A 26,425-nucleotide genomic window follows, 5' to 3' on the forward strand; every position below is an offset into this window, starting at 1 on the left:
TCGACGACACCGGCCCGGCGCAGGACCGCGCACAGGCCGCGTTAACTGCGATCCTCGACGCCGCCAACGAACTAGGCGGAACAGTGACCGGCGAGCACGACAACCTGGGCGGAGAACTCCCTCGAGGCTCGCGCGATGCACTGCGCGGTGAAGTCCGCGCTGGACACGCAGGGGAACCAGAATCCAGCGAAGGCGTTCTAGGCCCGATCTCTCACAGCTTCTCGATCCGGCCCGCCACCATCTCAACCCACTGACGCACGAGTTGCTCATCGGTGGTCCGACTGGACTCCGCGCCGACAAACCTGCCCATCAGGCGACAAGCAGAGAGTACGGCCAGCGCCACCGTCGCGATCGCCTCGGCCACCGAGCGCTCGACGTCCGGCGCCCGATGCACGATCCATTCGGCCATCCCCTGATACGACTCGAAAACGAGCGCGACCAACGCGTCTGCAAGTCACCGAACAACCACACCGCTACGTCCCGACGGACACCACTACTGCGGTCCTCCGGTCGATGTTCGACGACACCGACGACTCGTCGTCGGTCGCGAACTCGCCGTTCCCGGCGAATTCATCATGCTCGCCCGGATCAACCTCAGCGTGGACGCGGTCTTCGTCGGTCTCGACGCCTCCATCGACTCCTTCAACATCGCGAGCACGCTCGACATAGTGGGCGGGCCGCGCACCGAGGCGACCCGCGAACACCGTCGTTGGGCGCTCGCCCGGGGCCTGCCGTTCGGATTCGATCCACGGTGAGTGGCGCACGTCCGCCGAACGACGACGGTCCCGCTCCCGAAGAGAAGGGAGCGGGACCGTACGTGTTCCGCGGGGTCAGCCGATCGTGAGCGTCTCCCCGTCGGCGCCGACGTTCACCGGGACGGTGTCCCCGTCGCGCACGTCACCGGCCAGCAGCGCCTTGGCGAGCTGGTCGCCGATGGCCTGCTGCACCAGGCGGCGCAGCGGACGCGCACCGTAGAGCGGATCGAACCCGCGCTCGGCGAGCCATTCCTTCGCCTTCGGCGTGACCGCCAACTCCAGGCGACGCTGCCGCAGGCGCTTGGCCAGGCCGTCGAGCTGGATGTCTACGATCCGGACCAGCTGCTCGGGCGAGAGCGCGTCGAAGATGACCACATCGTCGAGCCGGTTGATGAACTCCGGCTTGAACGCCGCGCGGACGGCCGCCATCACCACGTCCTTGTCACCGCCGGCGCCCAAGTTGGACGTCAGGATGAGGATGGTGTTGCGGAAGTCCACCGTGCGCCCCTGACCGTCGGTCAATCGACCTTCGTCGAGGACCTGCAGCAGCACGTCGAAGACGTCCGGGTGGGCCTTCTCGACCTCGTCGAACAGGACCACCGAGTACGGGCGACGACGCACGGCCTCGGTCAGCTGACCGCCGGCCTCGTAGCCGACGTAGCCGGGAGGCGCGCCGACGAGCCGTGCGACGCTGTGCTTCTCGCCGTACTCGCTCATGTCGATGCGAACGATCGCCCGCTCGTCGTCGAACATGAACTCGGCGAGGGCCTTCGCGAGCTCGGTCTTACCGGTACCGGTCGGGCCGAGGAACAGGAACGATCCCAGCGGCCGGTTCGGGTCCGCTACGCCCGCACGGGCACGACGGACCGCGTCCGACACCGCCTTCACCGCGTCGAGCTGCCCGATGACCCGCTTGCCCAGTTCGTCCTCCATGCGCAGGAGCTTGGCGGTCTCGCCCTCGAGCATCTTGCCCGCGGGCACGCCCGTCCACGCCGAGACCACCTCGGCCACCTGGTCGGGACCGACCTCTTCCTGCAGCATCACGTCGCCGGTCTCGGGGTCGCCGCCGCTGGACTCGATCGCGGCGTCGAGCTGCTTCTCCAACCCCGGGATCTTGCCGTAGCGCAGCTCGGCCGCCTTGCCGAGATCACCGTCGCGCTCGGCGCGATCGGCCTCGCCGCGGAGACGTTCCAACTCCTCCTTCACGTCACGGACCGCATCGATGGCGGTCTTCTCCGACTGCCAGCGCGCCGACAGCTCGTTGAGCTTCTCGCGATGGTCCGCGAGTTCGCGACGCAGCGCTTCGAGGCGTTCCTTCGACGCAGCGTCGGTCTCCTTCTCCAGGGCCACCTCTTCCACCTCGAGACGTCGGACGACGCGCTCCACCTCGTCGATCTCGACCGGACGCGAGTCGATCTCCATCCGCAGCCGCGACGCGGCCTCGTCGACCAGGTCGATGGCCTTGTCGGGCAGGAATCGGGATGTGATGTACCGGTCCGACAGGGTCGCGGCCGAGACCAGCGCCGAGTCGGTGATGCGCACGCCGTGGTGCACCTCGTAGCGTTCCTTCAGGCCGCGCAGGATGCCGATGGTGTCCTCCACCGACGGCTCACCGACGTAGACCTGCTGGAAGCGACGTTCCAGCGCCGCGTCCTTCTCGATGTACTTGCGGTACTCCTCGAGGGTCGTCGCACCCACCAGTCGCAGCTCACCACGCGCGAGCAGCGGCTTGATCATGTTGCCCGCGTCCATCGCGGACTCGCCCGTCGCACCGGCGCCGACGATGGTGTGCAACTCGTCGATGAAGGTGATGATCTGCCCGTCGGCGGCCTTGATCTCGTCGAGCATGGCCTTCAGTCGCTCCTCGAACTCACCGCGGTACTTGGCGCCCGCGACCATCGAGCCGAGGTCCAGAGAGATCACGGTCTTGCCACGCAGCGACTCCGGCACATCGCCGGCGACGACCCGCTGGGCCAGACCTTCCACGATCGCCGTCTTGCCGACGCCGGGCTCACCGATCAGCACCGGGTTGTTCTTGGTACGACGCGACAGCACCTGCACCACGCGGCGGATCTCCGAATCGCGGCCGATCACCGGATCGAGCTCGCCCTCGCGCGCCCGCTTGGTCAGGTCGGTGGAGTACTTCTCCAACGACTGGTAGGTGGATTCGGGGTCTTCGCTGGTCACCCGGGCGGTACCGCGCACGGCGACGAACGCGTCGCGCAGCGCCTCCGGCGTCGCACCGGCCCCGCTGAGCAGCTTTGCCGCCTCCGACTCCCCCGTCGCCAATCCCACCATGAGGTGCTCGGTGGAGACGTACTCGTCGGTGAGCTCGGTCGCGAGCTTCTGGGCCGCGGTCACGGCCGCGATGGACTCGCGACTCAACTGCGGCTGAGCGCTCGCGCTCGACACCGTCGGAGCCCGATCGACCAGGTTGCGAGCCTCGTTGCGAATCCGCACGGGGTCGACGCCGACAGCCTTGAGCAGCGGCGCGGCGATGCCGTCGGTCTGCTCGAGGAGCGCGACGAGGATGTGAGCCGGCCGCACATCGGAGTTGCCGGCGGCTGCTGCGTCTTGGACGGCCGCCTGCAGCGCAGCCTGAGTCTTGGTGGTGGGGGTGAAACTGTCCACTGGCGTTCGCCTTCCTGTTGGTCTGTCACGTTCGGTCCATCCAAACTTAAGTCTACGAGGCTCATGTTTGCCTCACGGCATGTTCAACCGATACAGGGTTGAGCGTATTCCGCTTAAGTTTGATAATGGAGTGACGTGCAGCACACAGGCAGTAGCTGGCGCAGGGGACGACAAGGCCAGACGAGGGAGGGGCGCTACTGCAGCGCAGCTGGACCCGACCCCAGTCTCGGCAATTACTTTCGGTGCGCCTCTACCTGCAGGTGGCCCCGCTTGCCATGGTGGAACTACAACTAGGTGACCTGCGGGGTGAATCCGGCGCCTAGTCGTTGGGCGAGGTCACCGAGCTCGAGGTGGGTCGAGCTGGCCTCGATGATGAGGTCGTAGGCTGCGTGCCGCTTTACATGAGCCCGGCGTCGCGGACTTCAGGATCGTTGCCGTAGATCGCGCGGTAGACGAGGAAGATGTCGGCGATCTGGGGCGTCCAGGTCACTGCACGTTGCCCAATCGGTCCAGTAGTGCCTTGTCATCGCTGACGATGTCGTTGATGGCGTCGTCCATGGAGTGCAGAGCCTGCTCACGCAGACCGCGCTGGACTTGTTTGGTGACGAAGTTGCTGACCTGCCCCTTGGGGATCGTCGCACCCAACTCGTCGGCGACGTCGTCGGGCAGGGTGATGAGGATTCGAGCAGTCACGATGGCCTCCAACAATCAGACGGCTATATATACCGAATATATGCCCACGGGTGGAGTCCCTGGCCCCGCCAAGGCAAGCTGAACACTGCGCTGCTGTGTGCGTTCAACGCCATCGTCGAATCCGAGATCCAGGAGACAGACACGACTGGTCGACAGCGCCGACGGCCGCGAAGGGTGCACGACCCTTCAGCGAACGCCGCCGCCCCACCTTCACCGGCGACAGGCATCGGGAGTCCCAGCGGGGGCCGGTCGCCCAGCTCACGCCTCGTCGGCGTACAGCAGAATCTCTTCGCGGGTGTAATCACGGTCCGGGTGCTTGTCGGCCAGATGCTGCTTGACCGCCGCAACCAATTCGTCTTCATCGGCTCCTGCCATGTCATCGCCGCAAGGGCACATGAACTCGGTCTTCATCGGACAACCTCCATCGACAGTCGGGGTAACACAACGACCGTATGAGTTGCCCACATCCATGTCAACACTATGTACATACACTATGTATTGCACATCGTCGCCGATCATAGAACGCCGAGCATTCGAGGGAGAAACTGCAGGTCAGCGACCGGGCGAGTCCAGCCGTTCCACCACGTGATTGCGGTTCACCGTGTGTCTGTGGACTCCGGTGCGCACTGACCAGTCGGCGGATCGGGCAGACTGGGCGTCCCCGGTTCGACGGGAATGCTCAACAGGCGGCATTGAGCCGATATCGCCAGATACTGGGCGGCGATCGCGATGAACTCGGTGCGCTCATCGTCAGGGAGTTCCTGTGCGACGAGGGATTCATCGCCCTCGCCCAGCGGACGCAGGCCTGCGATGGCGTCGGCGACGGCGATGATCGCGCGCTGGCGGGCGGTCCAATCGGGGGCCGGATGTTCGTCGGTGACCGTGGCTCGCACCTGGCTATCGGTCAGTCCGGACGTCTTGCCGAAGTAGGCGACGTGTACGCCCCACTCGTGCTCCGCGCGCAGCCGTCCGGTGACGCGCAGAATGCACAGTTCGCGGTCGGCGTTGCTGATCTGGCCGGTGTAGAGCAGTCCGCGCAGTCCGAGGATCGGGCCTTCCGCGTATTGACGCAAGACTTCGGAGTTCGCCGCCATCGCGAGGTAGAGGAGGGGTGGCCGGTGGGGCGGCGGCACGATGCGGTCAAGGATCTCCCGTGAAGCATCCGGGATCTCGGGTAGCCGAAACTCAGCCATGTCGACTCCTTCGTCGGTCTCGGAGGGTGCGTTGTCCGAGGGCTACCAGTGGCCGCCCTCGACAGTCCCGATCTGTCTCATCGCTCATTCATGCAGTCGACGTCGGTCACTCATGTAGTCCGCAGGGAGTGGCGTACATTCGTCAGCGCTTCGACTGACCGGTGTAGGCGGCAGAGGATGAGCGCACCTTCGATGGCGCAGATGCTCAGTTCTGCCCGGGTCGCGGCGTCGCGGCGCGAGTATCCCTCGGCCGCAAGGATCTCCGCCAAGATCGTGGTCCATTCGTCGATGACATCCGTCGCCGCGTCATGCAACTTCGTGTCCGTGTCGACGTCGAGCGCAACTGCCGCCACCGGACACCCGGCCCGGTACTCCGACTGGAGGAGACCTTCCTGGAAGTAGTCGCAGAACGCGCCGATGACCGTTGAATAGTCGACGCCGCCGTCGGCCGCCTGGCGGAGCCGGCGGGTGACGCGCCCTCCAGCGACCGAGATCGCGGCGAGAAGCATCTCGTTCTTGCCGCCGGGGAAATGGTGGCCTATCGAGCCGCGTGGTGCACCGGAATGATCGAGCACTCTGGTGAACGACGTGCCGTGCACCCCGAGAACCGGGAGAAGGGCAGCGGCGCTGGCGATCATCTTGTCGCGGCTGTCACTGTGCGGCGGCATGATTCGGCCCCTCCTGCGCGCATGGATGCTGACCCGAGGTCGTTGATATGCCATGCATCATACTCGGTCCGCACCGGCTCCCTTCATGGACGGCGTTGAGCCGGCTGTCCCTGTTGCCCCCTCACGTGAGGTCTCGAACGAAGACGGGTTTCGCATGCCGCTCGGGTAGCCGTTCGGGAATCTCATCCCAGCCGAAGACATCGCTCACCACGTCGCGAGGAGTGACCGTTCCGGACGCGGCGAGATCGAGCGCCGCGGGAATGTTCGGTCGCACGTTGTCCCGCGCGATGCGCAAGGACATGCTGTTGAGGTACATGTTCAGCAACGGGAGCTCACCTGGACGGAAGTGGTTGCCCGCGCTCTCACAGAAGCCCTCGGGCTTGAGAGACTGGGCGGCGACCGCCAGCTGGTCCACCCGGCCCGTCGCCTCGACTGCGAGGTCGAAGCCTTTGGGGATCGGCTGGGTCTCAGCGAGGGTGCGGGCACCGTACCGTGCGGCGAGGGCGCGATGCTCCTCGTTCGGCGAAACGTAAACCACCTCCGATGCGCCGAGGGCTCGTGCGATGTCGCAGACGTAGAGGCCGATGCTTCCTCGCGCCATCACCAGGACGGATGCGCCGGGCAGTCGGCGCAGATGGGGAGCGACAAGCCGCCAGGCAAGAGTCCAGTTATCGCTGGCCGAAGCCATCGCGATCGGATCGAGTCCGTGTGGCAGCGGCACCAGCATCGCGTCGGCATAGGGAACTTTGACGAGATCTGAGAGCAGGCCGCCCCACTCCCCGCCGATCGGCGTGCCGTACATCGCCATATCCGGAACGGACGTGCAGTGCGCGGTGTGTCCGGCGCGACACTGATCGCACGTCCCGCAACTGATCGACCAGGGCACCACCGCCAACTGTCCGGGCTCCACGACAGAGACGTCATCGGCAACGTCGATCACCCTGGCGACGCATTCGTGCCCCAACGCGAATGGGGCCGGGATCGGTCCGTGGCCGGCGAGGATCTGCGAGTCCACATCGCAGGTCGTCGCGGCAACGGGAGCGACGATCGCTTCGCCCGGCCCATCGACCGTCGGATCCTTCGCTTCGCGCCACTCGGTCGTCCAGCGTCCGGTGTACATCAGTTCTCGCATGGTTCAGCTCCTCGGATCGGGTGTCACAACACTTGCACTATGAAGGTCATCATATGATGATCGTTATATCAACCGAACCGTGAATGACGAGGAGCAGTTGTGCGAGAGTTGGTTTTCGTTCGGTCGGGTCGACTGGCATGGGCCGAACGCCCGCCCCCGAGCGTCGTCGACGACACTGATGCGCTCGTCCGTCCGTTCATCGCCGGGCGGTGCGACGGGGACACGCTGTGCATACACCGACCGGTGACCCGCGCGATGCAGGCCGGGCTCCGGCTGGGACTGATCGATCCGGTTGTCGCCTCAATCGTCGGCCACGCACCATTCCACGGCCCCTTCGCCATCGGACACGAATGCGTCGCCCAGGTGACCGCCATCGGCTCCCAGGTGCAGAGTCTGTCGGTCGGCGACATCGTCGTCGTGCCCTGGGCGGTGTCGTGCGGTACGTGCGAACGGTGCGCGGCCGGCCTGACGGCAAAGTGCTCGACCATGGCGGCGCAGAGTCCCGGCCGAACGCTCGCGGCGTTCGGCTTCGGCGACGCGACCGGCAGATGGGGCGGAATGATCAGCGATAGTCTGCGGATCCCCTACGCAGACCACATGCTCGTTCCCGTGCCGCAGGGCGTCGATCCGCTGCGGGTGGCGGCTGCGAGCGACAATCTGTCCGACGCCTGGCGCTCGGTCGTCGTGCCGCTTCAGGACAGGCCAGGCGGTTCGGTGCTCGTCGTCGGCGGGGGTGCCCACAGCATCGGACTGTATGCGGCAGGGCTCGCTGTGGCTCACGGTGCCGCTTCTGTCGACTACTTCGACACGGACCAATCGCGCCTTGCCATCGCTGAGTCGTTAGGTGCGAACCCTCGTCCGGTGCGGTCCCTGCGACATCTCGCGAGGCTCGACGAACTCGCCGACCGGTACGACGTCGCCGTCGAAGCGTCGTCCCGTTCCGTCGGGTTGCAGATCGCGCTACGTGCACTTCGGCCCGGAGGGTGCTGCCAGGCGACGGGATACTACCTCGGTCCGGGAACAAAGGTCCCGGTCATGAACATGTATGCCACGAGCTCCACGTTGCAGGCAGGCGTCTCGCACGTGCGCCCCGTCCTGCCCGATCTACTCGCCTTCATCTCAAAGACAGGCTTTCCCGCAGAGCGGGTGACGACCCTCCTCGCGGACTGGAACGACGCCCCTGACGCTTATGCAGAGAAGGCCACCAAAGTCGTACTGCACCGACCTCCGCTACCTGTCGGGGAAGTTCGGTAAGCGATGGGTCGATCCCTCGACGGGCAGTTCAGGAGCTCTCGCACCGATCAAGGAGTTTGAGACGCAGTCCGCTCAACCGAGCCGAAGTCGCCACCGTGCCGTCTCGCACTGACCGTCGTCATTGTTGCCGGCCGCGAGAACGACTCCGTCGCTCCGCAGCCCGAGAGTATGTGTCGACCCCGCGGCCACCGATACGATCTCCCGCCAGGTCGACACGTCGCATTGCCCGTAACTGTTGTCCCCAGCAGCCCACACCCTTCCTCGGGCATCGACGGCGACCGTGTGCGTGCTGCCGGCCGACACTGCGACCACCTCACGCCAGTCCGACACCGCAGGGCCGCCGCACGACGCGTCTCCCGCAGTGAGCACTCCGCCGTCCTCGGTCACGGCCACGGTGTGGAGGTATCCGGCCGCGACCGCACGCACATCGCGCCACCCGGAAACACGGCACTGTCCTCGTCGATTGACGCCGGCCGCGGCGACGGTACCGTCTGCGCGAACGCCGACTGAATGCCAGTCACCAGCGGCAACGTCGATGATCTCGTTCCACCCGTCGACCTGACACGCGCCTTCTTTATCTCGCCCGACGGCGCGGACAGTGCCGTCGCCGAGGAGCGCGAGAGTGCGCCGCCAGCCGGCGGCGATACTCGTGACGCCGACCCAACCCTCGACATCGCACTGACCAGCACCGTTCCAGCCGACCGCGACGACTGTGCCGTCAGCACGCAGACCGACCGTGTGCGAACGTCCGGTGTTGGAGAACGTGTGCACATTCCCTGCGGCCACCGCAACGATGTCCGTCCAGGTGCCCACTCCGCACTCGGCGGTCCGGGGAATCCCCGCTGTCACGACCGTCCCGTCCGAACACACTCCGACTGAGTGACGCCGCCCAGCGGCAATCACCGGCCCCAGCCCTCTCCGGCCGCCCGCTGTCAACACAACTGTGACGTTCGAAGGAGGTGAGGATTCTTGGCGATGCTCGGTGACATACCTTGCCATCGTAACTTTTGAATCTTCGCCGGAAGCCCCGCGTCAACCGGCCATGATGGAGTCAGCCGTCGACCTCCGTGCCCCAGCCATTCAATCGGCGAGCCGTCACAGCTGGACGACGTCGAGCTCTCCTTCGCGGAACCGAGTGCGCAGCTGCTTCTTATCGAACTTTCCGACGCTGGTCTTGGGTACCTCGTTCACCACGGCCCAGCTGTTCGGGAGCTGCCATTTGGCGACCTTTGTCGAGATGAACTCCCGGAGATCGTCCATGTTCAACTCGGAACCTGCTTGCACGACGACCGCGACAAGGGGGCGTTCGTCCCAACGTTCGTCGGGGATGCCGATGACCGCGGCTTCGACGACCTCGGGGTGGGCCATGACCGCGTTCTCCAGGTCGACCGAGGAGATCCACTCGCCGCCCGACTTGATGATGTCCTTGGTTCGATCAGTGAGCGTGAGGAAGCCTTCGGACGTGATCGATCCGACGTCGCCGGTACGCAGCCAGCCGTCATGAAACTTCTCGGGTGCGTCGACTCCGTAATACGCGCCGGTGACCCAGGGCCCGCGAACCTCGATCTCGCCGATGCCGACCCCATCGTGCGGGAGTGGTTCGCCCAGGTCGTCGACGACCCGAGCCTGCACCGATGCCGGCAATCGGCCCTGGGTGTAGCGATACGCCCACCGGTCCTCCCCCTCGGTCCCCTCCGGCGGGCGTGCCATCGAGGCAATAGGAGAGGTCTCGGTAAGGCCCCATGCGTGCAGTACCTGCACCCCCAGTTCTGCGTACGCATGCATGAGCGCCGGGGGCACGGGTGAACCCCCGATGAGCACTTCGCGCATCGACGAGATGTCTGCCGGCGACTGTTGGAGGTGGAGCCGGATGCCTTGCCAGACAGTGGCCACCGCGGCACCGTACGTGGGCTTCTCTGCGGTGATGAGTTCGACCAGTGGCTCGGGCTGGAGGAATCGGTCGGGCAGGATCAGCGATGCACCGACCATGAAGGCCGTGTAGGGCAACCCCCAGGCCATCGCGTGGAACTGCGGGACCACCGCGAGCACCCGGTCACCCTGGGCGATGTTGAGCGACTCGGACATGCAGGTCTCCATCGAGTGGAGGTAGATGGAGCGATGCGAGTAGGCGACGCCTTTCGGATCCCCGTCGTGCCCGATGTGTAACACATCGCGGCTGCGGACCGTTCGTTGATGTCGGGCCAGTCGAAGGAATCGGATTCACGGGCGAGCAGGTCTTCATAGGCATGGACCTGAACCTTGTCCCCAGCAGTGATCGTCGCGGTGCCGTCGCCGGTGACGACGATGTGCTCGACGGTCGGCATCTGCGGCATATGCGGTTCCAGGAGGTCGATCAACGACGGGTCGACGATGATGACCCGGTCTTCCGCGTGATTGACCACGTGGATCAGCTGCTCGGGGAACAGCCTGATGTTCAAGGTATGGAGGACCGCCCCCATCGACGGCACCGCCAGATACGCCTCGAGATGCTCGGCGTTGTTCCACATGAACGTCGCCACGCGCTGGTCGGCGTCGATTCCGAGGCCCCGCAGAGCGTGTGCGAGGGCGGCGCAACGACGGCCGACGTCGGCGTAGCTTCGGCGGCGGGTGCCGCGGTCGGTCATGGTGACGACTTCGGCGGAACCGTGGATCGTGCTGCCGTGGCGCAGCAGCGTTCCGATCGACAGGTCGACATCCTGCATGGTGCTCAGCATGAGTACTCCTGGTGGTAGCGGGGATTGCCGAAAGTGGACGGTTCGGCAGCAAACGTGGCTGAAAGCGATGGGTGGCCCGGGCGATCAGGCTGATAGCGCGCGGCCGATCACCAATCGCTGAATCTGGTTGGTGCCTTCGAAGATCTGCATGACCTTGGCCTCGCGCATGTACCGCTCGACGGGCCAGTCCTTCGTATAGCCGGCGCCGCCGAAGACTTGCACGGCATCGGTGGTCACCTTCATCGCGTTGTCGGTACAGACCAACTTGGCGATCGAGGCTTCCCGGGAGTACGGGCGGCCCGCGTCGGCAAGACGAGCAGCGTGGAGGTAGGTGGCCCGCGCGGATTCGACTGCGGCGGCCATGTCTGCCAACAGGAAGGTCAGGCCCTGATGGTCGATAATCCTGCGGCCGAATGCCTCCCGTTCTTTTGCGTAGGACACCGCTTCGTCGAGCGCTGATTGGGCGAGCCCTACGGCGACCGCGGAGACACCGAGTCGCCCGTTGTCGAGCGCGGAGAACGCGACGCGCAGTCCGGCGCCTTCCATGCCGATGCGTCGCGCCGCCGGGACGCGGGCCCCGTCGAAAAGCATGGTCGCCGTCGTCGAGCTCATCAGACCCATCTTGTCCTCGGACGTGTCAGCGTTCAGTCCGGGAGTGTCGGCGTCGACGTGAAAAGCCGAGATGCCCCCGCTCCCTTCTCCGGTGCGGGCCAGAACAAGGTAGAAGTCGGCTTCGCCACCGTGGGTCGTCCAGGCTTTAGCACCAGTGATCACGTAGTCGTCGCCGTCTCGAACGGCGCGTGTCTTCATTGCGCCGGCATCGGAACCCGAGGGGGGTTCGGACAGGCAGTAGGCACCGAGGAGGTCACCGCCGAGCATGGCCGGCAGCCACCGATCCTGCTGCTCCTTGGTACCGCCATTGACGAGGCCGAGACAGCTGAGGGTGTGGAGGCTGACCCCGAGGCCGACAGCCGACCACGCCGAGGCCAACTCTTCGACGACCTGGAGATAGACCTCGTTGGACTGCCCGCCGCCGCCGTAGTGCTCGTCGAACGGCAGGGTCAGAAGCCCGGTTTCACCCAGGAGCCGAAAGACGTCTCGGGGAAAGCGGTGTTCGCGCTCGTATTGGTCAACGAGTGGACGCATCTCCTTATCTGCGAGGTCGCGGGTCAGTTCGATGAGGTCGGCCGACTCCTGCGTCGGCATCATGCGCGTTGCGGGCAAGGTGACTCCTCCTGGGGTGGTCGGGAATTCGATGAAGTCAGGAAGCGGCGACACCGATCTCGATGCAGCCGATGAGCAGTTTCTGACGTGGAGAGGCGCCCACGATCGGAACGATAGCACGACACCCAACCCATTAGATGGTTGTTCAACTGTCTAGATTGGTTTTCGACCTATTGGTCGACTTTCGATACGAGCCGTACTACAGTCCGGATTCGTGATAGCCGAGTCCCGCACCCCCAGATCCGTTAGCCTTGAGACCAGGCCGGGGTTCGCTGACCACCTCGATCACGGGGGTACCCATGACGACAGCAGCACGACGCGCCATCGCGTGCTTGACCACGATCGCCGCCGTCGCGGCACTGATGTTCGGCACCAGTCCGCATGCCGCGGCCCAGCCCGGCGACCTCCTTCCCAAACCGCAGCGCGTCGACCAGCTCGGCGACTTCGTCTACGCCCAGTTGTTCACTGTCGGTGTGCAGGTCTATGAGCGCGTCGCCGTCAAGGAGAGCATCGTGTACGCGCCGAAGCCGACGAAGCTGTACACGCCGGTCCTTGAACGACTTCACTCGCCGACGGACGGGCATCGGGGCACGCTCCGGTACGGGTTCATCGGATCCCGCCTGCCGGAGGCGTTCTCGACCCAGGGCACGCTGTACAAGCCGTCGACGCTGTTGGGTTCCGGCCACATCTCAGCGCTCGACCCGAAAACCCATGAACCACGCGGCTTCTCGGAATTGTGCGTGAACGACCCCACCAACGGTCGGCCGATCGGACCGCTCGCCGGCGGCAGCCTGGCCCTCTGGTGCCCGTCATAATGAGATCAGACGAGACCGCCCGATCACGGAACGCCGTCTCGAGCTCCTTCTCCCGCCTGCGCACCGTCGCCGCACGCGGCGGCCTGATCGCAGTGGTCGGATCAGCCGGACTTTGCGGCGTCGGACTGGGTGTGGGCGACGCCGGTGCGAGCCCCTTCGTTCCCGGCGGTCGGGATGCCCGGTCCGCGCCGGTGCCGTCGATCGCCTACGGACCCGCCTGCGCGGGCCAGGTGGTGGCGTTCGCCCACGCGCCGGCCGAACGCCCCGGAGTCGTCCGGTTCGGTCCCACCGGGCAGTTCTTCGGAATCAGCGGAACCGGCCGGCCGTGCGCGGTCACCGTGACGATCCACTGGCGCAACCTCGCCACCGGGCGGCACGGCGCGGTCAGCGGCCCGGCCAGTGGCAACCTCCCCGGGCTGGGCGAGAATCAGAGCGGGTTCTCCCGGGAGGTGCGCACCGGCAGCGGCGTCGTCCGGTTCACCGTCACCACCGATCGTCCGCACCTTCGTCAGCCGGCGACCACCATCCGCGCGTACTGAAGGAGCGCGACAGTCCCGAGGCGACGGGATTCCCCCTCTTCCTGCCCTTCGCGCCGAGCACCTCGACGACCACCCGCGAACAAAGGAGACCCGATGATCGACAACCCGTTCTACAGCCACGAGTTCCACGGCGACTACGACCTCATCAGCATCGGCGAACTCACCCTCGAAGAAGGCGGCGTCATCCCCGACTGCACGCTGGCCGTGGCGACGTTCGGCACCCTCAACGACGCCGGGGACAACGCGATCCTCATCCCCACCTGGTACTCGGGCACCCACCAGATCTGGCGCGATGTCTACATCGGCCCCGATCACGCCCTGAATCCGGAGAAGTACTTCATCGTCTGCGTCGACCAGATCGGCAGTGGACTGTCGACGTCGCCGCACAACGCGGACGGGCCGAACGCCGCGCTCTCGATGTCGACGTTTCCGCGCGTACGGATCGGCGACAACGTCGTCGCGCAGGAACGCCTGCTGCGCGAGCACTTCGGGATCGACCGTCTCGCGCTCGTCGTCGGCGGGTCGATGGGCGCGCAGCAGACCTACGAGTGGGCGGTGCGTTTCCCGGACAAGGTGCTGCGTGCCGCGCCCATCGCAGGCACCGCGCAGAACACGCCGGGCGACTACCTGATCGCGGAGGCCATGCGGGAGGCGATCATGTCCGACCCGGGATGGAACGGCGGCGAGTACACGTCGAACGCCGACGTCGTCGACGGCCTCACCCGCCAGGCCCACATCTGGGCGATCTCCGGATTCTCCACCGAGTTCTGGAAGCAGGAGGTCTGGCGTGCACTCGACTTCGGCTCCCGGGAGGAGTTCCTCGCCGGCTTCCTGGATCCGTACTTCACCGTGATGGATCCGAACGCGCTCCTGACCCAGTCGTGGGCGTGGCAGCGCGGCGACGTCGCCCGGCACACCGGCGGCGACCTCGCTGCGGCGCTCGGTCGGATCACCGCGAAGGTGTTCGTGATGCCGATCGACGAGGATCAACTGTTTCCGCCGCGCGACTGCGAACCCGAACAGCAGCTCGTCGCAGGCAGCGAACTGCGGCTGATCGAGGACGTCCTGGGCCATCTCGGGTTGTTCGGGGTGTCGCCGACCTACATGCCGCAGATCGACAAGCATCTGGGAGAGCTACTCGCCATCCCGGTGTGAGCCCGCCGCCTGGGAAAGCAACGCCTGTCACAGCAACGACGGCTACAGCAACGCCAGCCCGTCACCGAAGTTCTGCGTCGCGAGCAGCGCGAACACCACGGTCATGATGGTGGCGTTGTTCGCCACCAGCCACGTCCGGGTGGTGGCGAGAGCGCTGGCCGACGCCGCCGGGGCGATCACGGATGCGAGGACGGGCAACGCGACCGACGCGCCGGCGACCAGCGTGAACACCAGAATCACCCAGGCCGAATCGCCGACCACGGTGCGGGACGCCCCGATGACGGTGCCCGCGGTCGCCGCCATCACGAGATTCTTCGGATTGGCGGCGAGGCCGAACGACAGCGCGACCGTCGTCGCAGGCCGGAGCCCGTCGAGCCGCGACATCCACGACGGCATCTCCGGCTCCGCGCCGGGCGTCGGACGCTTGCGCCACTGACGCACGGCGAGCCACACCAGGAGCAGGCCGAGCGCGATCTTGATGCAGGCGAGGATCGGCTGCGCCTCGTCCTCCGACGTCGCGTCCACCCCGACCCGGGTGAGGAACGAGAACACGGTCGTCGCGACGGCGATCCCGACCAGCCAGCCGAGCAGATACAGGATGCCGAGCCGTCGCGAGTTCGGCGCCATGAGGATGATGATCACCGCGATCACCGGAAGCGGACTCGCCGCGATCCCCACGGCTTGGGGCAGCGTCGAACCGATGGATTCGAGCACGGTCAGTTCCCCGAGTCAGTGACCAGCGGCGGCGGGGTCCACGACGCCGCCTCGGGGCGGGGCCGGTACAGCCGGAACAGGTAGTTCCAGCCGTCGACGATCGGCAGGGTGTTCGGCGCCGTCGGGTCGCCGCCGAACCGGACCGTCACCGCGCCGTCGGCGTCGGGCACGGCGGTGATGCTGTTCAGGTTGTAGCTGTCAGTGTCGTTCGGTTCGAAGAAGCCGTCGGCGTTGTACACCGAGACCGACCAGAAGGCGTCGACCGGCACGTCCGCCACCCGCAGGTGGTAGTCGCCGACCGGGAGTTGCGGCGACACGGTGAGATACAGCGCCTCGCTCTTCGGCAGGCCGCCCCACCCGAACGCGGCACCGATGAGGTGACTCAACCGCTCCACTTCGCCCTTGCGGCCGAACGCCTCGCCGATGTCGTTGACACCGCGCGCGAGGATCTTCAGCGCGCCGCGCACCTCGTCCAGCGTGACCGGGTCGTATTCCGGCGAGACGAACTCCGCTCCCCTGGTCGACGTCGCACTCAGTCCGTCCTGGATGCCCGCGACCACGGCGACGTCGTCCGCCGACTGCGGATCCACGAGAATACGTGCCGCCACCAGGACGAAGTCGCTGCCCACCTCATCGGCGGTCAGTTGGTAGGTCCCCGCGTCGTGCAGGATGCGCGGGATGTGATGCTCCTCGGTGACGATCATGACGGAGATGTAGCGTCCGTCGGCGTCCGGGACGGTCACCGTTCCGCCGTGCGCAACGTCGAGGACGGCGAAGCTGTACAGCGTGTCCCGGTTCATCCGGATGACGGTCTGTTCCTCCACACGCGTCGGTGTGCGCGCGTGCTTCCACCGATTGGACCCGCCCGCACTCTGCGCCAGCGCTGCGAACATTCGTGCGGTTTCCGCACGGGCGAAGTTGTCGACGGTCACGGGGATCGGATTCTGCGACACAGTCCTACTCTCTGCGCTCGCACGCCGAGCACACCGGGGATGGCGAAACCTGGATGGGAGACACCGGTCAAGCGCTGGCGAACCAGTGCCCGAGTGTATCGCGGGAGCGGGTCGTCGTCTCGGAGCGGCGTGCGCTTCCCCAGCGCGGAGTCCACTGAGCCGCACCACAACCGGGTGTCGGCGACATAGAGTGGAGGTAGAGCGAGCCGGAGGCCACGAGATGATCCAGTACACCCAGACCACCGTCGCCGCCGATCACGTCCGGCTCGCAGTCCAACTGCGCGGCCACGGACCGACTCTTCTCCTGCTCCCCGGGCAGGCCAACGATCACCATTGGTGGGACCGCACCCGCAACGACTTCGCCGCCTCCTTCACGACCGTCACCTTCGACTATCGCGGCGCGGGCAAGAGCGAGGAGTCCGACCGCTACAGCACTCGACTGTTCGCCGAAGACGCCCTCACCGTGATGGATTCACTCGCGATCGAGCACTTTCACGTCTACGGGGCGTCGATGGGCGGCCGCACCGCCCAGTGGCTGGCGATCATCGCGCCCGACCGGGTCAGGCGACTCGTTCTCGGGTGCACCACACCGGGCGGCGAGCACGCAGTGGAACGCGGCGACGACGTCCGCCTCCTGCTCGCCAGCCACGAACGCGACGCCGCGCTCGAAGACATGATGTACACGCCGGAGTGGCGCGCCGCCCATCCCGGCCCCTACCAGACCCTCGGCGATCCGACGATGTCCGCCAAGGCCCGGCACGGGCACCTCGCCGCGAGCAATCAGCACGACGCCTGGGATCGCCTCCCTGAGATCGTTGCGCCGACTCTCATCCTGCACGGCACCGACGACCGGTTCGCCCCCGTGGTGAACGCGCAGCTCCTCGCCGACCGCATCCCCGGTGCCCGCGTGCACACCTTCGACGGCGCCCGCCACGGCTACTTCGACGAGTGCCGCGACGAAGCGAGCCCGATGGTGGTCGACTTCTTGTCGGAGTGATCGGGAGGGTTCGGTGGCGGTGGAGCGCTGGGGCAAGAGTCGCGCTTTCCCGTCGACGGCTGTCACCGGGTGGAGGTACCGAGTAGCCGTCAATTCTCCGCCGACGTCGACAACGCCTTCAACCGCAACGCGAGCTGGATCTCCAGCGAGCGGTCACCAGTGCGCCAGTCGGGACCGAGGATGCGATCGACACGGTCCAGCCGCTGGTAGACCGTGTTGACGTGGACGAACAACTCCTCCGCCGTCGCCGAAGCACTCTGCTCGCACTCGAAGTAGACGCGCAGCATGTGCACGATCTCGGTTCCGTGGTCGCGGTCGTAGGTGCGGACGGGGTCGAGGCACTGATCGACGAAGGCCATCAGCGTCGTGGGCCTCACGTCGCTGAACAACGCACCGTACATGCCCAGTTCGCTGGTGGCCGCTCCGTCGCCGGCTCGGCCGAGCGCGACGAGCAGGCGGGCAGCGCTGCGCGCCGCATCGACGTTGCCGGCGACCTCGTCGATCCGATCCGTCGGCCCCGAGGTACCGACGGTCGCGCCGTGCTGGCCCAATCGCACAGCAGCCGCGCGGGCAATCACGCGTGGATCTGCCCCTGGGATCAACAACGCCATCCCGTCGCTGTACGAGGTGACCAACCCTGACAGCTCGCGGGCCACCGCGGTGGTCTCGGCGCGGAGTGCTTGGCTCACCGACTGCTCTGCGGCGATGACCGCTACCGCAATCAGGTCACCGCTGAGGTCGACGTCCACGAGGCCGGCCCGCCGCTCGATGGTGTCCAGATCGTTGGGAGTCGGAGCCAGGATCTCCGCCAGGAGCTCCCCGCGCAGCCGGTTGTCGGCCTCGTCCCGAGCCCGCTGTCCCAGGAGGATCAGCGCGATCAACGCCGACGCGTGGTCGAGGACTTCCTCGATGTCCTCTGTCTCGGCTCGGCTGGCGTATCCGAGTACCCCCAGGGTCTCGGACCCCACCGACACGGGTGTGCAGAAGACAGTCGCCACCGCGTCCTCGCGGCCGTCGGCCGTCGTACTCGCCAGTGACACGGCAACGCGGGTGTGTCCGACCGGGCTCGACGCCGTCCCTTCGTCGACGACGCGCCGTACGACGTCGACCAGCGAGTCTCCGGGCTCACCTGCGGCGTCGATCAGACGACGCCGGTCGTCGTACAGGGCCGCCGCACCGCCGATCAGGGAGACCAGATGGTGGACCAACGCCGGCGCATCCGTGTCCTCACGGACCAGCGTGGTGAGCTCTTTGAGTAGTTCGACCGTGGTGCGCCAACGACGATTCGAGCGCGTCGCCTCACCCAACTGAGCCCGGCTGGCAGCGAGGTCGGCCACCAATGCCGTGTGCCTGGCCGCTGCGGTGATCGTGACCGAGGCGTGTTCGGCGAGCAGGGTCAACAACATGACCTCGTCGTCGGTGAAGTCGCGCTCGGATCGGTCGGACACGAACAGCACCCCGGTGAGTTGACCGTGCTTCTCGACCGGTGCGCCGAGGATCGCCATGACCCCCTCTTCCACGACGATCGGGTCGATGACGTGGGTGTACTGCTGGTCCCGCAGGTAGTTGCGCGTCCACCGCGGCGCCATGGATTGCGCGACCTGCCCGCCGAGGCCGAATCCTCGCCCGAGCCGGATCGTGTCGAAAGCGGGGCCGATCGCACCGTCTGACGCACGCATGTACGTGTCACCGCGATCGGGGTCCACCAGCATCAGGTAGGCGAGGTCGGTACCGATCAACTGTCTCGCCCGCCTGATGAGGGTGTGGATCACGGTGTCCTCGTCCGTGGTCGACGACAGTTCACCGGCGGTCTCGATGAGTTCCCGCTGCAGCAGCGTGTGACGGCGCAGGCGAGCGATCTCGCCGGACACCTCGTTCCTGGAATCCACCACTTGCACACCTCGTTCAGTTGTGGTTTCGGGACGTTCGTCCGCTATCGATCACGTCCGCGACCACCGTAGACGCATGTAGAGGCATCTACAGATACATGGATATTTATAGACGTTCCGATATTGAATGTGAAGGATCTCACTCTTACGGTCGAAGGCAAGCCAATGACATGGAACACACTTGAAAGGACGGCAATGTCGGGATCACACCTCATCGACCGGCCGTGGTTGCCCAGTCTCGCCGTCGATGACTTCGAGTGGCGCATCGACGGACAGTTCAACATCGCAGTGGCCTGCGCGGAGGTTCACCCCGCCGACACCCCAGCGGTCATCGTCGACCGCGGCGACGCCGCACCGGAGGTCTGCACGTTCGGGAATCTCGTCAACCGGTCGCGCCGACTGATCGCCTTCCTCCGGAGTCGCGGCGTCGACCGCGGTGACCGTGTCGCGATCATGTGCGCGCAGTCCGCAGAGACCGTCGTCGCCCACCTGGCGGTGTACCGAATGGGTGCCATCGCGGTACCGCTGTCGGTGAAGTTCGGTCCCGAGGCGGCGCTGTTCCGCATGGCCGACTCCGGTGCCACGGCTGCGGTCTTCGACTCCGCGTGTTTCTCCCGACTCGCCGCCGAACTCCCGGCGCTGGGTGCGCTGACCACGGTGATCGTCACCGGGGAGCAGAGTTCCTCGTCGTCGGTGACCGGATTCGACCACATCGACACCTTCGATCCGGCTGACGACCTTCCAGTCACCGGCCCGGACGACCCGGCGCTACTCATCTACACCTCCGGAACCACGGGGTCGCCCAAGGGCGCCCTGCACGGCCACCGCGTCGTGCTCGGCCACCTACCCGGCGTCCGCCGATCGCAAGACGGATTCCCCCGCCCCGACGACGTCTTCTGGACACCCGCCGACTGGGCGTGGGCCGGCGGTCTGCTCGACGTCCTGCTGCCCAGCCTCTACTACGGGCGACCGGTAGTCGCAGCGGACTCCCGTCCCACCGCCGCCACCATCGACCGCATCCTCCGACAACACCGCGTGACGTGCTCGTTTCTGCCTCCGACACTTCTCAAGACGATGCGCAACTCCGAGGTCGACTATTCCGGTACGGCGCTCCGGGCCTGCTGTTCCGGCGGCGAAGCACTCGGCGAAGCCCTGGTCGACTGGGCACAGCAGGCGCTGGGAGTCAGGATCAACGAGATCTACGGGCAGACCGAGATCAACCTCATCCTCGGCACCTGCCACTCGAACTCGTACAGTCCACCGGGATCGCTGGGGATCGCGACCCCCGGCTTCGACGTCGTGCTCCTCGATGAGGATGCTCACCCCGTCGCGACCGGCGACACCGGCGAGATCTGCGTGCGACTCCCGAGTCCCAACGCCTTCCTCGGCTACTGGAACGCCGTCGAGAAGACCGCCGAGAAGACCGCAGGCGGCTACCTCCACACCGGCGACCTCGCCGTCCAAGACAGTGACGGCTTCTATTGGTTCACGGGACGCAACGACGACCTGATCTCCACCGCGGGGTACCGCGTCGGACCCGGGGAGATCGAGGAACAGATCCTGCGGCATCCGTCGGTCGAGATGGTCGCCGTCGTCGGTGTGCCGGACGAGCTCCGGACCGAGGCGATCGTCGCCTACGTCGTCGCCCGCGACGGCGTCGACACCGGCAATGGCCTCGCCGCTGAACTCCAGCAGTTCGTCAAGAACCGGCTCGCCTTTTACCAGTACCCGCGTGAGGTCGTCTTTCTCGACGCGCTGCCGACCACTGCGACGGGAAAGATCCAGCGCAGTCGACTGCGCGCCGATCACGCGCCGCAGCGGTGACCGGTTCGACCGACCGTTCCCCACGCATCCAAACTCCCGAGGAGGCCCACCTCATGAATCCGAATGACGACGCCACCGTCTCGACCGACGAGGTGGTCGCGGCTGCAGCACTCGTCGACTTACCACTCAGCGACGACGACGCGACCGCGGTCGGCGCACTGCTCAGTCAGTGGATCCCGGCAGCCCAGGAACTCAATGCACGGATGCGTGCCGCCGAGAACACTGCGATCGCCCCCATCACGACCTTCACCACACCCGATTTCCCCCACCAGACATCCGAAGGCGCAGGAGCACCGTGAACCCGCTCGACCTGGACATCATCACCGCCTCGAAGCAGATCGACGACCGCGACCTGTCTCCGGTCGACCTGGTCGAGGCCTGCCTCGACCGCGTCGACCGCGTCAAGGAGACCAATGCCTTCATCACGGTCAACGCCGACGAGGCGCGCGCCGTGGCCCGCGCGTGCACCGATCTCATTGCGGCCGGCTATCGAATCGGTCCTTTGCACGGCATCCCGATCGCTCTCAAAGACAACGTCGGCGTCGCCGGACAACTGACCACAGCGGGCAGCGCCGTGCTGGCCGATCACCGGCCGACGTACGACGCCACTGTGGTGCGGAAGTTGCGCGCGGCAGGCGCGATCATCATCGGTAAGACGAACATGCACGAATTCGCTTGGGGCGGAACATCTGCCAACCCCCACTACGGCTCGGTGAAGAGCCCGTGGGATCTCAGCCGGATGCCCGGTGGATCCAGCGGTGGTTCCGGCGTTGCCGTGGCAACAGGCGCGGGTATGGCGGCGGTGGGCACCGACACGGGCGGATCAGTCCGCCTGCCCTCGTCGCTCAACGGCATCACCGGATTGCGCCCGACCATCGGTCGGGTCAGCAACTACGGTGTGATTCCGTTGGCCTGGACCATGGACACGGTGGGACCGATGGCCCGTTCCGCTCAGGACTGTGCGATCCTCCTCGACGCGTTCGCCGGCCACGACCCGAACGATCCCGGCTCCTCGACGGCGCCCACGGAGCACTACTCGGCTGCGGTGCGTCATCCGAGCGTGGCCGGCCTGCGGATCGGTCTGATCGACGACTACTCCCTCACACACGTTCAGCCGAGTGTCGGCGCGGCCGTCGAGCAGGCACTGCGCACCCTGCTCGAACAGGGCGCAGTCCAGACCGCGGTGCAGGTACCCGACATCGAGGGCAACATCTCGGCCCAGTTGACAATCGAGGCCGCCGAGCCCAGCACCTACCATCAGCGCACCCTGCGTGAGCAGCCCCAGAACTACGGCGACGATGTGCGCCTGCTCCTGCAGACCGGTGAACTCCTGCCGGCGGTGCACTATCTGCAGGCGCAGCGATACCGCGCGATGCTGCGCACGCAGATGCTCGCAGCGCTGGAGCGCGTCGACGTCATCGTCTGTCCCACCCTCCCGTTCACCGCCACCCCGCTCGGCGAGACCACCGTCGAGATCGACGCCGGTGTACCGGAGGACATGCTCGCGGCGATCATGCAGTTCACCGGACTGCCGTCGCTCACCGGGCTGCCCGCGATGAGTGTGCCCTGCGGCTTCGACGACGCCGGCCTGCCCATCGGATTGCAACTCATCGGTCGTCCCTTCGCGGAAGCGTCCCTGCTCCGGGTGGCGGCCGCGTTCCAGAACGCCACCGATTTTCACCGACGGCAGCCGCCCTTTCCCGCAGTTTGATCCGGATCCCCGTCCACGTACTACGCATCCCCACTCCGCAGCCCGCGGCTCCATCCCCACAGGAAGGCAACACCATGTCTGTCACCATCGATCACGCAGTCGACAACGATCTCGGCGAGAAGGCTCCGCGCTCGGCGCGCGGCGAGGCGCTCCGCCGCGCGCTGGAGGCCAAGGGCCTGCTGCCCGAGGGCTATCTCGACGAGTGGAACAACACCGCAGAGAACGTCTTCAGTCCGCGGCGCGGCGCCGAACTCGTCGCACACGCATGGACCGACCCGGAATTCCGCGAGCTCTTGCTCACTGACGGGACGGCTGCGGTGGGCCAGTACGGTTACCTCGGCCCGCAGGGCGAGTACATCGTCGCGTTGGAGGACACGCCGACGCTCAAGCACGTCATCGTGTGCTCGCTCTGCTCGTGCACGGCCTGGCCGATTCTGGGACTCTCGCCGTCGTGGTACAAGAGCTTCGAGTACCGGTCCCGGGTGGTGCGTGAACCGCGCACGGTGCTCGCCGAGATGGGCACCCAGATTCCGGACGGCGTCGAGATCCGGGTCGTCGATGTCACCGCGGACACCCGCTTCATGGTTCTCCCGCAGCGGCCGGCGGGCACCGAGGGGTGGAGCCGCGAACAGCTGGCCGAGATCGTGACCAAGGACTGCTTGATCGGCGTGGCGGTCCCACAGGTCGAATCCGTCTGATCGCGCTCTACTCACTACTTCACGAAGGAATATCATCATGCACGGAATTCACGATCTCGGCGGCGTCCAGAACTTCGGGCCGGTTCCGCATCGGGTCAATGAGTACCCCGACGGTCCGTTCCAGACGGCCGAGTACCACGAGGACTGGGAGCCTCTGGCCTACGGTCTGCTGTTCGCCTGCGCCGACGCCGATCAGTTCAGCGTCGATCAGCTACGGCACTCGATCGAGCGTATGGAGCCGCGCGACTACATGACGAGCAGCTACTTCGAACGCATTCTGGTCGGCACCGCCACTCTGATGGTGGAGAACGGCATGCTCACCCAGGAAGAGCTCGAAGACTTGGCCGGCGGACCGTTTCCGCTCTCGCGCCCAGTGAGCTCGGCCGGGCGGCCGGCGAATCCGAATCTGCAGCAGTTCGAGGTCGGCGACCGGGTACGGGTGGCGACCGAACAGGTACCCGGCCACATTCGGGTGCCCGGATACTGCTTCGGCAAGGAGGGCGTGATCGACCACCGCACCGCACACGAGTGGCGGTTCCCCGACGCGATCGGACACGGCCGCGACGACGGTGGTTCCGAACCCACCTACCACGTCCGATTCGATGCCACCGACGTCTTCGGCACCGACACCGAGGCCGAGTCCATCGTCGTCGACCTCTTCGGCGGCTACCTGGAGCCGGTGCCGGCCTGATCCACCGATGACGGAGACCGCACGACCCGCTCCGCGCCATTGCCCGCGGTGCGGGTCGGCGGTCGCCCCGCCCAGCCCCATCGACGACGCCCCAGACGCTCGCCTGTCTTGTTTCGAAGGAATTCAGCCATGACCGACAACCGGCTTCCCGTCACCGTGCTCTCCGGCTTCCTCGGCGCCGGTAAGACGACCCTGCTCAACCGAGTGCTTCACAACCGCGACGGCCGCCGGATCGCCGTCGTCGTCAACGACATGAGCGAGGTGAACATCGACAGCGCCGAGATCGAGCGCGAGGTGACGTTGAGCCGGTCCCAGGAGAAGATCGTCGAGATGTCCAACGGGTGCATCTGTTGCACCCTGCGAGAAGACCTGCTCGTGGAGATCACCGAACTCGCAGCGAAGGGGTCCTTCGACTACCTCCTCATCGAGTCGTCCGGCATCTCCGAACCACTGCCGGTGGCCGAGACGTTCACGTTCGTCGACACCGACGGCAACGCATTGTCGGATGTGGCACGGCTGGACACCATGGTCACCGTTGTGGACGGCTACAGCTTCCTCCGCGATTTCCGATCTGGCGGCGACATCGTGGCCGAGGCGCCGGAGGATCAGCGCGACTTGTCGGATCTGCTCGTCGATCAGGTCGAGTTCGCCGACGTCATCCTGGTCAGCAAGGCCGACTTGATCAACGCAGCCGAGCTGGCCGAGCTGACGGCGGTGCTGCGTTCGCTCAACGCCACGGCCCGGATCGAGCCGATGATCGACGGCGACGTCCCCCTCGACACCATCATGGACACCGGGAGGTTCTCCCTGGTGAAGGCCGCACAGGCGCCCGGCTGGCTGCAGGAGTTGCGGGGCACCCATATACCCGAGACGTTGGAGTACGGAGTCAGCTCGGCGGTGTATCGGGAGCGCGCGCCGTTCCACCCGGTCAGGTTCCACGACTTCCTCACCGCGGAGTGGACGAACGGTGTGCTGCTGCGCGCCAAGGGCTATTTCTGGAATGCGGCTCGGATGACTGAGATCGGCAGTGTCTCGCAGGCCGGGCATCTCATCCGCCACGGCTACATCGGGCGATGGTGGCAGTTCCTGCCGCCGAGCTACTGGCCCGACGACGAGGAGCGGCGCACCGCGATTCTCGAGAAGTGGGAAGATCCCGTCGGTGACTGCCGCCAGGAGATCGTGTTCATCGGACAGGGAATCGACTGGGACGTCCTGTTCGCCGCTCTAGACGCCTGTCTGCTGACCCAGGAGGAGATCGAACTCGGCCCGGACGCGTGGGAACAGTGGCCGGACCCGCTCGGCGACGGCGACGCCGCCGGTGTCACATCGAAGATCGCACAGGCATGACCGGCAACGCAGCGCCGACGGCGCAGTCTCGGGCAGGCACCGACTATCGGTACCTGACGCTGGATATTCGCGACGGAATCGCGCTGATCACCCTCGACCGCCCGCCCGTCAACGCGCTGAGTCGGGACATGCAGGAAGAGATCCGCGCCGTCGCGCAGACGGTCTCGGCCGACGATCGGGTCGACGCGGTGGTGTTCAGCGGCAGTGAGCGCATCTTCGCAGCCGGCGCGGACATCAAGGAGATGAGCCGGATGTCGTTCTCGCAGATGCGGGCCGAAGCGGGGGCACTCCAGTCGGCGTTCAGTGCGGTTGCCGCGATCGGTCAGCCGACCGTCGCCGCCATCACCGGAGCGGCGCTCGGCGGCGGGATGGAGCTCGCGCTGTGCTGTGATCGTCGGATCGCTGCCGAGACCGCGATGCTGGGGCAGCCCGAAATCCTGCTGGGGATCATTCCTGGCGCGGGCGGTACGCAACGCCTCACCCGGCTCATCGGTCCGGCGGCTGCGAAAGAACTGTGCCTGACCGGGCGCATCCTGAGCGCCGAGGACGCCCTCGACGCGCGCATCGTCGAAGAGGTGGTTCCGGCGGGGACGGCGACCGATCGAGCGGTGGCGTGGGCGCGACAGTTCATCGGTGGGCCACGGGCCGCGTTACGCGCCGTCAAGGAATCCGTCGACCGTGGCGGCGAGGTGGATCTGGCGACCGGCCTCAGCATCGAGCGAGCACTGTTCGAAGGACTCTTCGCCACCGAGGACCGAGACATCGGCATGGCCTCGTTCATCAAGGAGGGGCCGGGGAAGGCGAAGTTCGTCGGTCGCTGAGGGTGGT

At 66.4% G+C, this 26,425-nt stretch carries 25 protein-coding genes and 1 pseudogene; 13 read left to right on the top strand and 13 right to left on the bottom strand.

Annotation, left to right across the window (positions count from 1 at the left end; genetic code table 11):
- Positions 1-211: 211 nt before the first annotated feature.
- Positions 212-409 carry a hypothetical protein gene (locus tag GH2_RS03900; protein ID WP_157085993.1) on the bottom strand — a complete coding sequence of 66 codons (198 nt, stop codon included), beginning with the start codon at positions 407-409 and terminating at the stop codon, positions 212-214.
- A 166-nt stretch (positions 410-575) separates the two neighbouring features.
- On the opposite strand from GH2_RS03900, the gene GH2_RS03905 reads away from it, so the two are divergent.
- On the top strand, positions 576-755 hold the full coding sequence (locus GH2_RS03905) for a hypothetical protein (RefSeq protein ID WP_066163432.1): 180 nt from the start codon (positions 576-578) through the stop codon (positions 753-755).
- A 75-nt stretch (positions 756-830) separates the two neighbouring features.
- Here the strand turns inward: GH2_RS03905 and clpB are convergent, their stop codons facing one another.
- The 6 genes from clpB to GH2_RS03930 form a co-directional block, all read right to left on the bottom strand.
- Complete coding sequence (gene clpB / locus GH2_RS03910) at positions 831-3,386, bottom strand: ATP-dependent chaperone ClpB (protein WP_066163434.1); 2,556 nt, start codon at positions 3,384-3,386, stop codon at positions 831-833.
- A 486-nt stretch (positions 3,387-3,872) separates the two neighbouring features.
- A complete protein-coding gene (locus GH2_RS03915) occupies positions 3,873-4,079 on the bottom strand; it encodes a hypothetical protein (protein ID WP_157085994.1) in 207 nt (68 codons plus the stop codon).
- Between the two features lie 258 nt (positions 4,080-4,337).
- Positions 4,338-4,490, bottom strand: a complete 153-nt coding sequence (locus GH2_RS21200) for a DUF1059 domain-containing protein (protein ID WP_084247291.1) — start codon at positions 4,488-4,490, stop codon at positions 4,338-4,340.
- 185 nt (positions 4,491-4,675) lie between these two features.
- Positions 4,676-5,272, bottom strand: a complete 597-nt coding sequence (locus GH2_RS03920; protein ID WP_066163438.1) for a carboxymuconolactone decarboxylase family protein — start codon at positions 5,270-5,272, stop codon at positions 4,676-4,678.
- A 110-nt stretch (positions 5,273-5,382) separates the two neighbouring features.
- The gene (locus GH2_RS03925) at positions 5,383-5,940 is read right to left on the bottom strand and encodes a TetR/AcrR family transcriptional regulator (RefSeq protein ID WP_066163440.1); all 558 of its coding nucleotides are present in this window, start codon (positions 5,938-5,940) and stop codon (positions 5,383-5,385) included.
- A gap of 121 nt (positions 5,941-6,061) precedes the next feature.
- Positions 6,062-7,072 (bottom strand): zinc-dependent alcohol dehydrogenase, encoded by a 1,011-nt coding sequence (locus GH2_RS03930; protein ID WP_066163442.1) that lies wholly within the window; start codon positions 7,070-7,072, stop codon positions 6,062-6,064.
- Positions 7,073-7,171: 99 nt separating this feature from the next.
- On the opposite strand from GH2_RS03930, the gene GH2_RS03935 reads away from it, so the two are divergent.
- The gene (locus GH2_RS03935; RefSeq protein WP_066163444.1) at positions 7,172-8,326 is read left to right on the top strand and encodes an alcohol dehydrogenase catalytic domain-containing protein; all 1,155 of its coding nucleotides are present in this window, start codon (positions 7,172-7,174) and stop codon (positions 8,324-8,326) included.
- A gap of 72 nt (positions 8,327-8,398) precedes the next feature.
- On the opposite strand, the gene GH2_RS03940 is transcribed toward GH2_RS03935, so the two are convergent.
- The 3 genes and pseudogenes from GH2_RS03940 to GH2_RS03950 all read right to left on the bottom strand — a co-directional run bounded on the left by GH2_RS03940 (position 8,399) and on the right by GH2_RS03950 (position 12,264).
- Entirely contained in the window at positions 8,399-9,139 is a 741-nt protein-coding gene (locus GH2_RS03940; RefSeq protein WP_244885298.1) for an RCC1 domain-containing protein, read from the bottom strand.
- A gap of 282 nt (positions 9,140-9,421) precedes the next feature.
- A pseudogene (locus GH2_RS03945) lies at positions 9,422-11,040 on the bottom strand (long-chain fatty acid--CoA ligase).
- 84 nt (positions 11,041-11,124) lie between these two features.
- Entirely contained in the window at positions 11,125-12,264 is a 1,140-nt protein-coding gene (locus GH2_RS03950) for an acyl-CoA dehydrogenase family protein (RefSeq protein WP_066164241.1), read from the bottom strand.
- Positions 12,265-12,563: 299 nt separating this feature from the next.
- Here GH2_RS03950 and GH2_RS03955 point away from each other — a divergent pair, with 299 nt between their 5' ends.
- The 3 genes from GH2_RS03955 to GH2_RS03965 all read left to right on the top strand — a co-directional run bounded on the left by GH2_RS03955 (position 12,564) and on the right by GH2_RS03965 (position 14,773).
- On the top strand, positions 12,564-13,079 hold the full coding sequence (locus GH2_RS03955) for a hypothetical protein (RefSeq protein WP_066163446.1): 516 nt from the start codon (positions 12,564-12,566) through the stop codon (positions 13,077-13,079).
- Positions 13,079-13,618, top strand: coding sequence for a hypothetical protein (locus GH2_RS03960; RefSeq protein ID WP_066163448.1), 540 nt, complete (start codon positions 13,079-13,081; stop codon positions 13,616-13,618). The genes GH2_RS03955 and GH2_RS03960 overlap by 1 nt, the downstream gene beginning before the upstream one ends.
- 93 nt (positions 13,619-13,711) lie before the next feature.
- A complete protein-coding gene (locus tag GH2_RS03965; protein WP_066163450.1) occupies positions 13,712-14,773 on the top strand; it encodes an alpha/beta fold hydrolase in 1,062 nt (353 codons plus the stop codon).
- 42 nt (positions 14,774-14,815) lie between these two features.
- Here the strand turns inward: GH2_RS03965 and GH2_RS03970 are convergent, their stop codons facing one another.
- The gene (locus tag GH2_RS03970) at positions 14,816-15,487 is read right to left on the bottom strand and encodes a GAP family protein (protein ID WP_066163451.1); all 672 of its coding nucleotides are present in this window, start codon (positions 15,485-15,487) and stop codon (positions 14,816-14,818) included.
- A gap of 2 nt (positions 15,488-15,489) precedes the next feature.
- Positions 15,490-16,440 (bottom strand): DUF1214 domain-containing protein, encoded by a 951-nt coding sequence (locus GH2_RS03975; RefSeq protein WP_244885299.1) that lies wholly within the window; start codon positions 16,438-16,440, stop codon positions 15,490-15,492.
- A gap of 220 nt (positions 16,441-16,660) precedes the next feature.
- On the opposite strand from GH2_RS03975, the gene GH2_RS03980 reads away from it, so the two are divergent.
- Entirely contained in the window at positions 16,661-17,437 is a 777-nt protein-coding gene (locus GH2_RS03980; RefSeq protein ID WP_066163452.1) for an alpha/beta fold hydrolase, read from the top strand.
- 89 nt (positions 17,438-17,526) lie between these two features.
- Here GH2_RS03980 and GH2_RS03985 read toward each other — a convergent pair whose 3' ends face one another.
- Positions 17,527-19,326, bottom strand: coding sequence for a helix-turn-helix domain-containing protein (locus GH2_RS03985; RefSeq protein WP_157085996.1), 1,800 nt, complete (start codon positions 19,324-19,326; stop codon positions 17,527-17,529).
- 195 nt (positions 19,327-19,521) lie between these two features.
- Here GH2_RS03985 and GH2_RS03990 point away from each other — a divergent pair, with 195 nt between their 5' ends.
- The 7 genes from GH2_RS03990 (at position 19,522) to GH2_RS04020 (ending at position 26,418) form a co-directional block, all read left to right on the top strand.
- On the top strand, positions 19,522-21,150 hold the full coding sequence (locus tag GH2_RS03990; protein WP_066163457.1) for an AMP-binding protein: 1,629 nt from the start codon (positions 19,522-19,524) through the stop codon (positions 21,148-21,150).
- Positions 21,151-21,203: 53 nt separating this feature from the next.
- Positions 21,204-21,449: a hypothetical protein gene (locus tag GH2_RS03995; protein ID WP_157085997.1), complete on the top strand. Its 246-nt coding sequence runs from the start codon at positions 21,204-21,206 to the stop codon at positions 21,447-21,449.
- On the top strand, positions 21,446-22,861 hold the full coding sequence (locus GH2_RS04000) for an amidase (RefSeq protein WP_066163462.1): 1,416 nt from the start codon (positions 21,446-21,448) through the stop codon (positions 22,859-22,861). The genes GH2_RS03995 and GH2_RS04000 overlap by 4 nt, the downstream gene beginning before the upstream one ends.
- A 74-nt stretch (positions 22,862-22,935) precedes the next feature.
- Entirely contained in the window at positions 22,936-23,559 is a 624-nt protein-coding gene (gene nthA / locus GH2_RS04005; protein WP_066163464.1) for a nitrile hydratase subunit alpha, read from the top strand.
- A gap of 37 nt (positions 23,560-23,596) precedes the next feature.
- Entirely contained in the window at positions 23,597-24,250 is a 654-nt protein-coding gene (gene nthB / locus GH2_RS04010; protein ID WP_066163466.1) for a nitrile hydratase subunit beta, read from the top strand.
- A 129-nt stretch (positions 24,251-24,379) separates the two neighbouring features.
- Complete coding sequence (locus tag GH2_RS04015) at positions 24,380-25,597, top strand: GTP-binding protein (RefSeq protein ID WP_066163468.1); 1,218 nt, start codon at positions 24,380-24,382, stop codon at positions 25,595-25,597.
- Positions 25,594-26,418, top strand: a complete 825-nt coding sequence (locus GH2_RS04020; protein WP_066163470.1) for an enoyl-CoA hydratase/isomerase family protein — start codon at positions 25,594-25,596, stop codon at positions 26,416-26,418. The genes GH2_RS04015 and GH2_RS04020 overlap by 4 nt, the downstream gene beginning before the upstream one ends.
- Positions 26,419-26,425 lie beyond the last annotated feature (7 nt).

It is taken from the genome of Gordonia hydrophobica NBRC 16057 (assembly GCF_001592365.1).
GTDB classification, from domain to species: Bacteria; Actinomycetota; Actinomycetes; order Mycobacteriales; family Mycobacteriaceae; genus Gordonia; species Gordonia hydrophobica.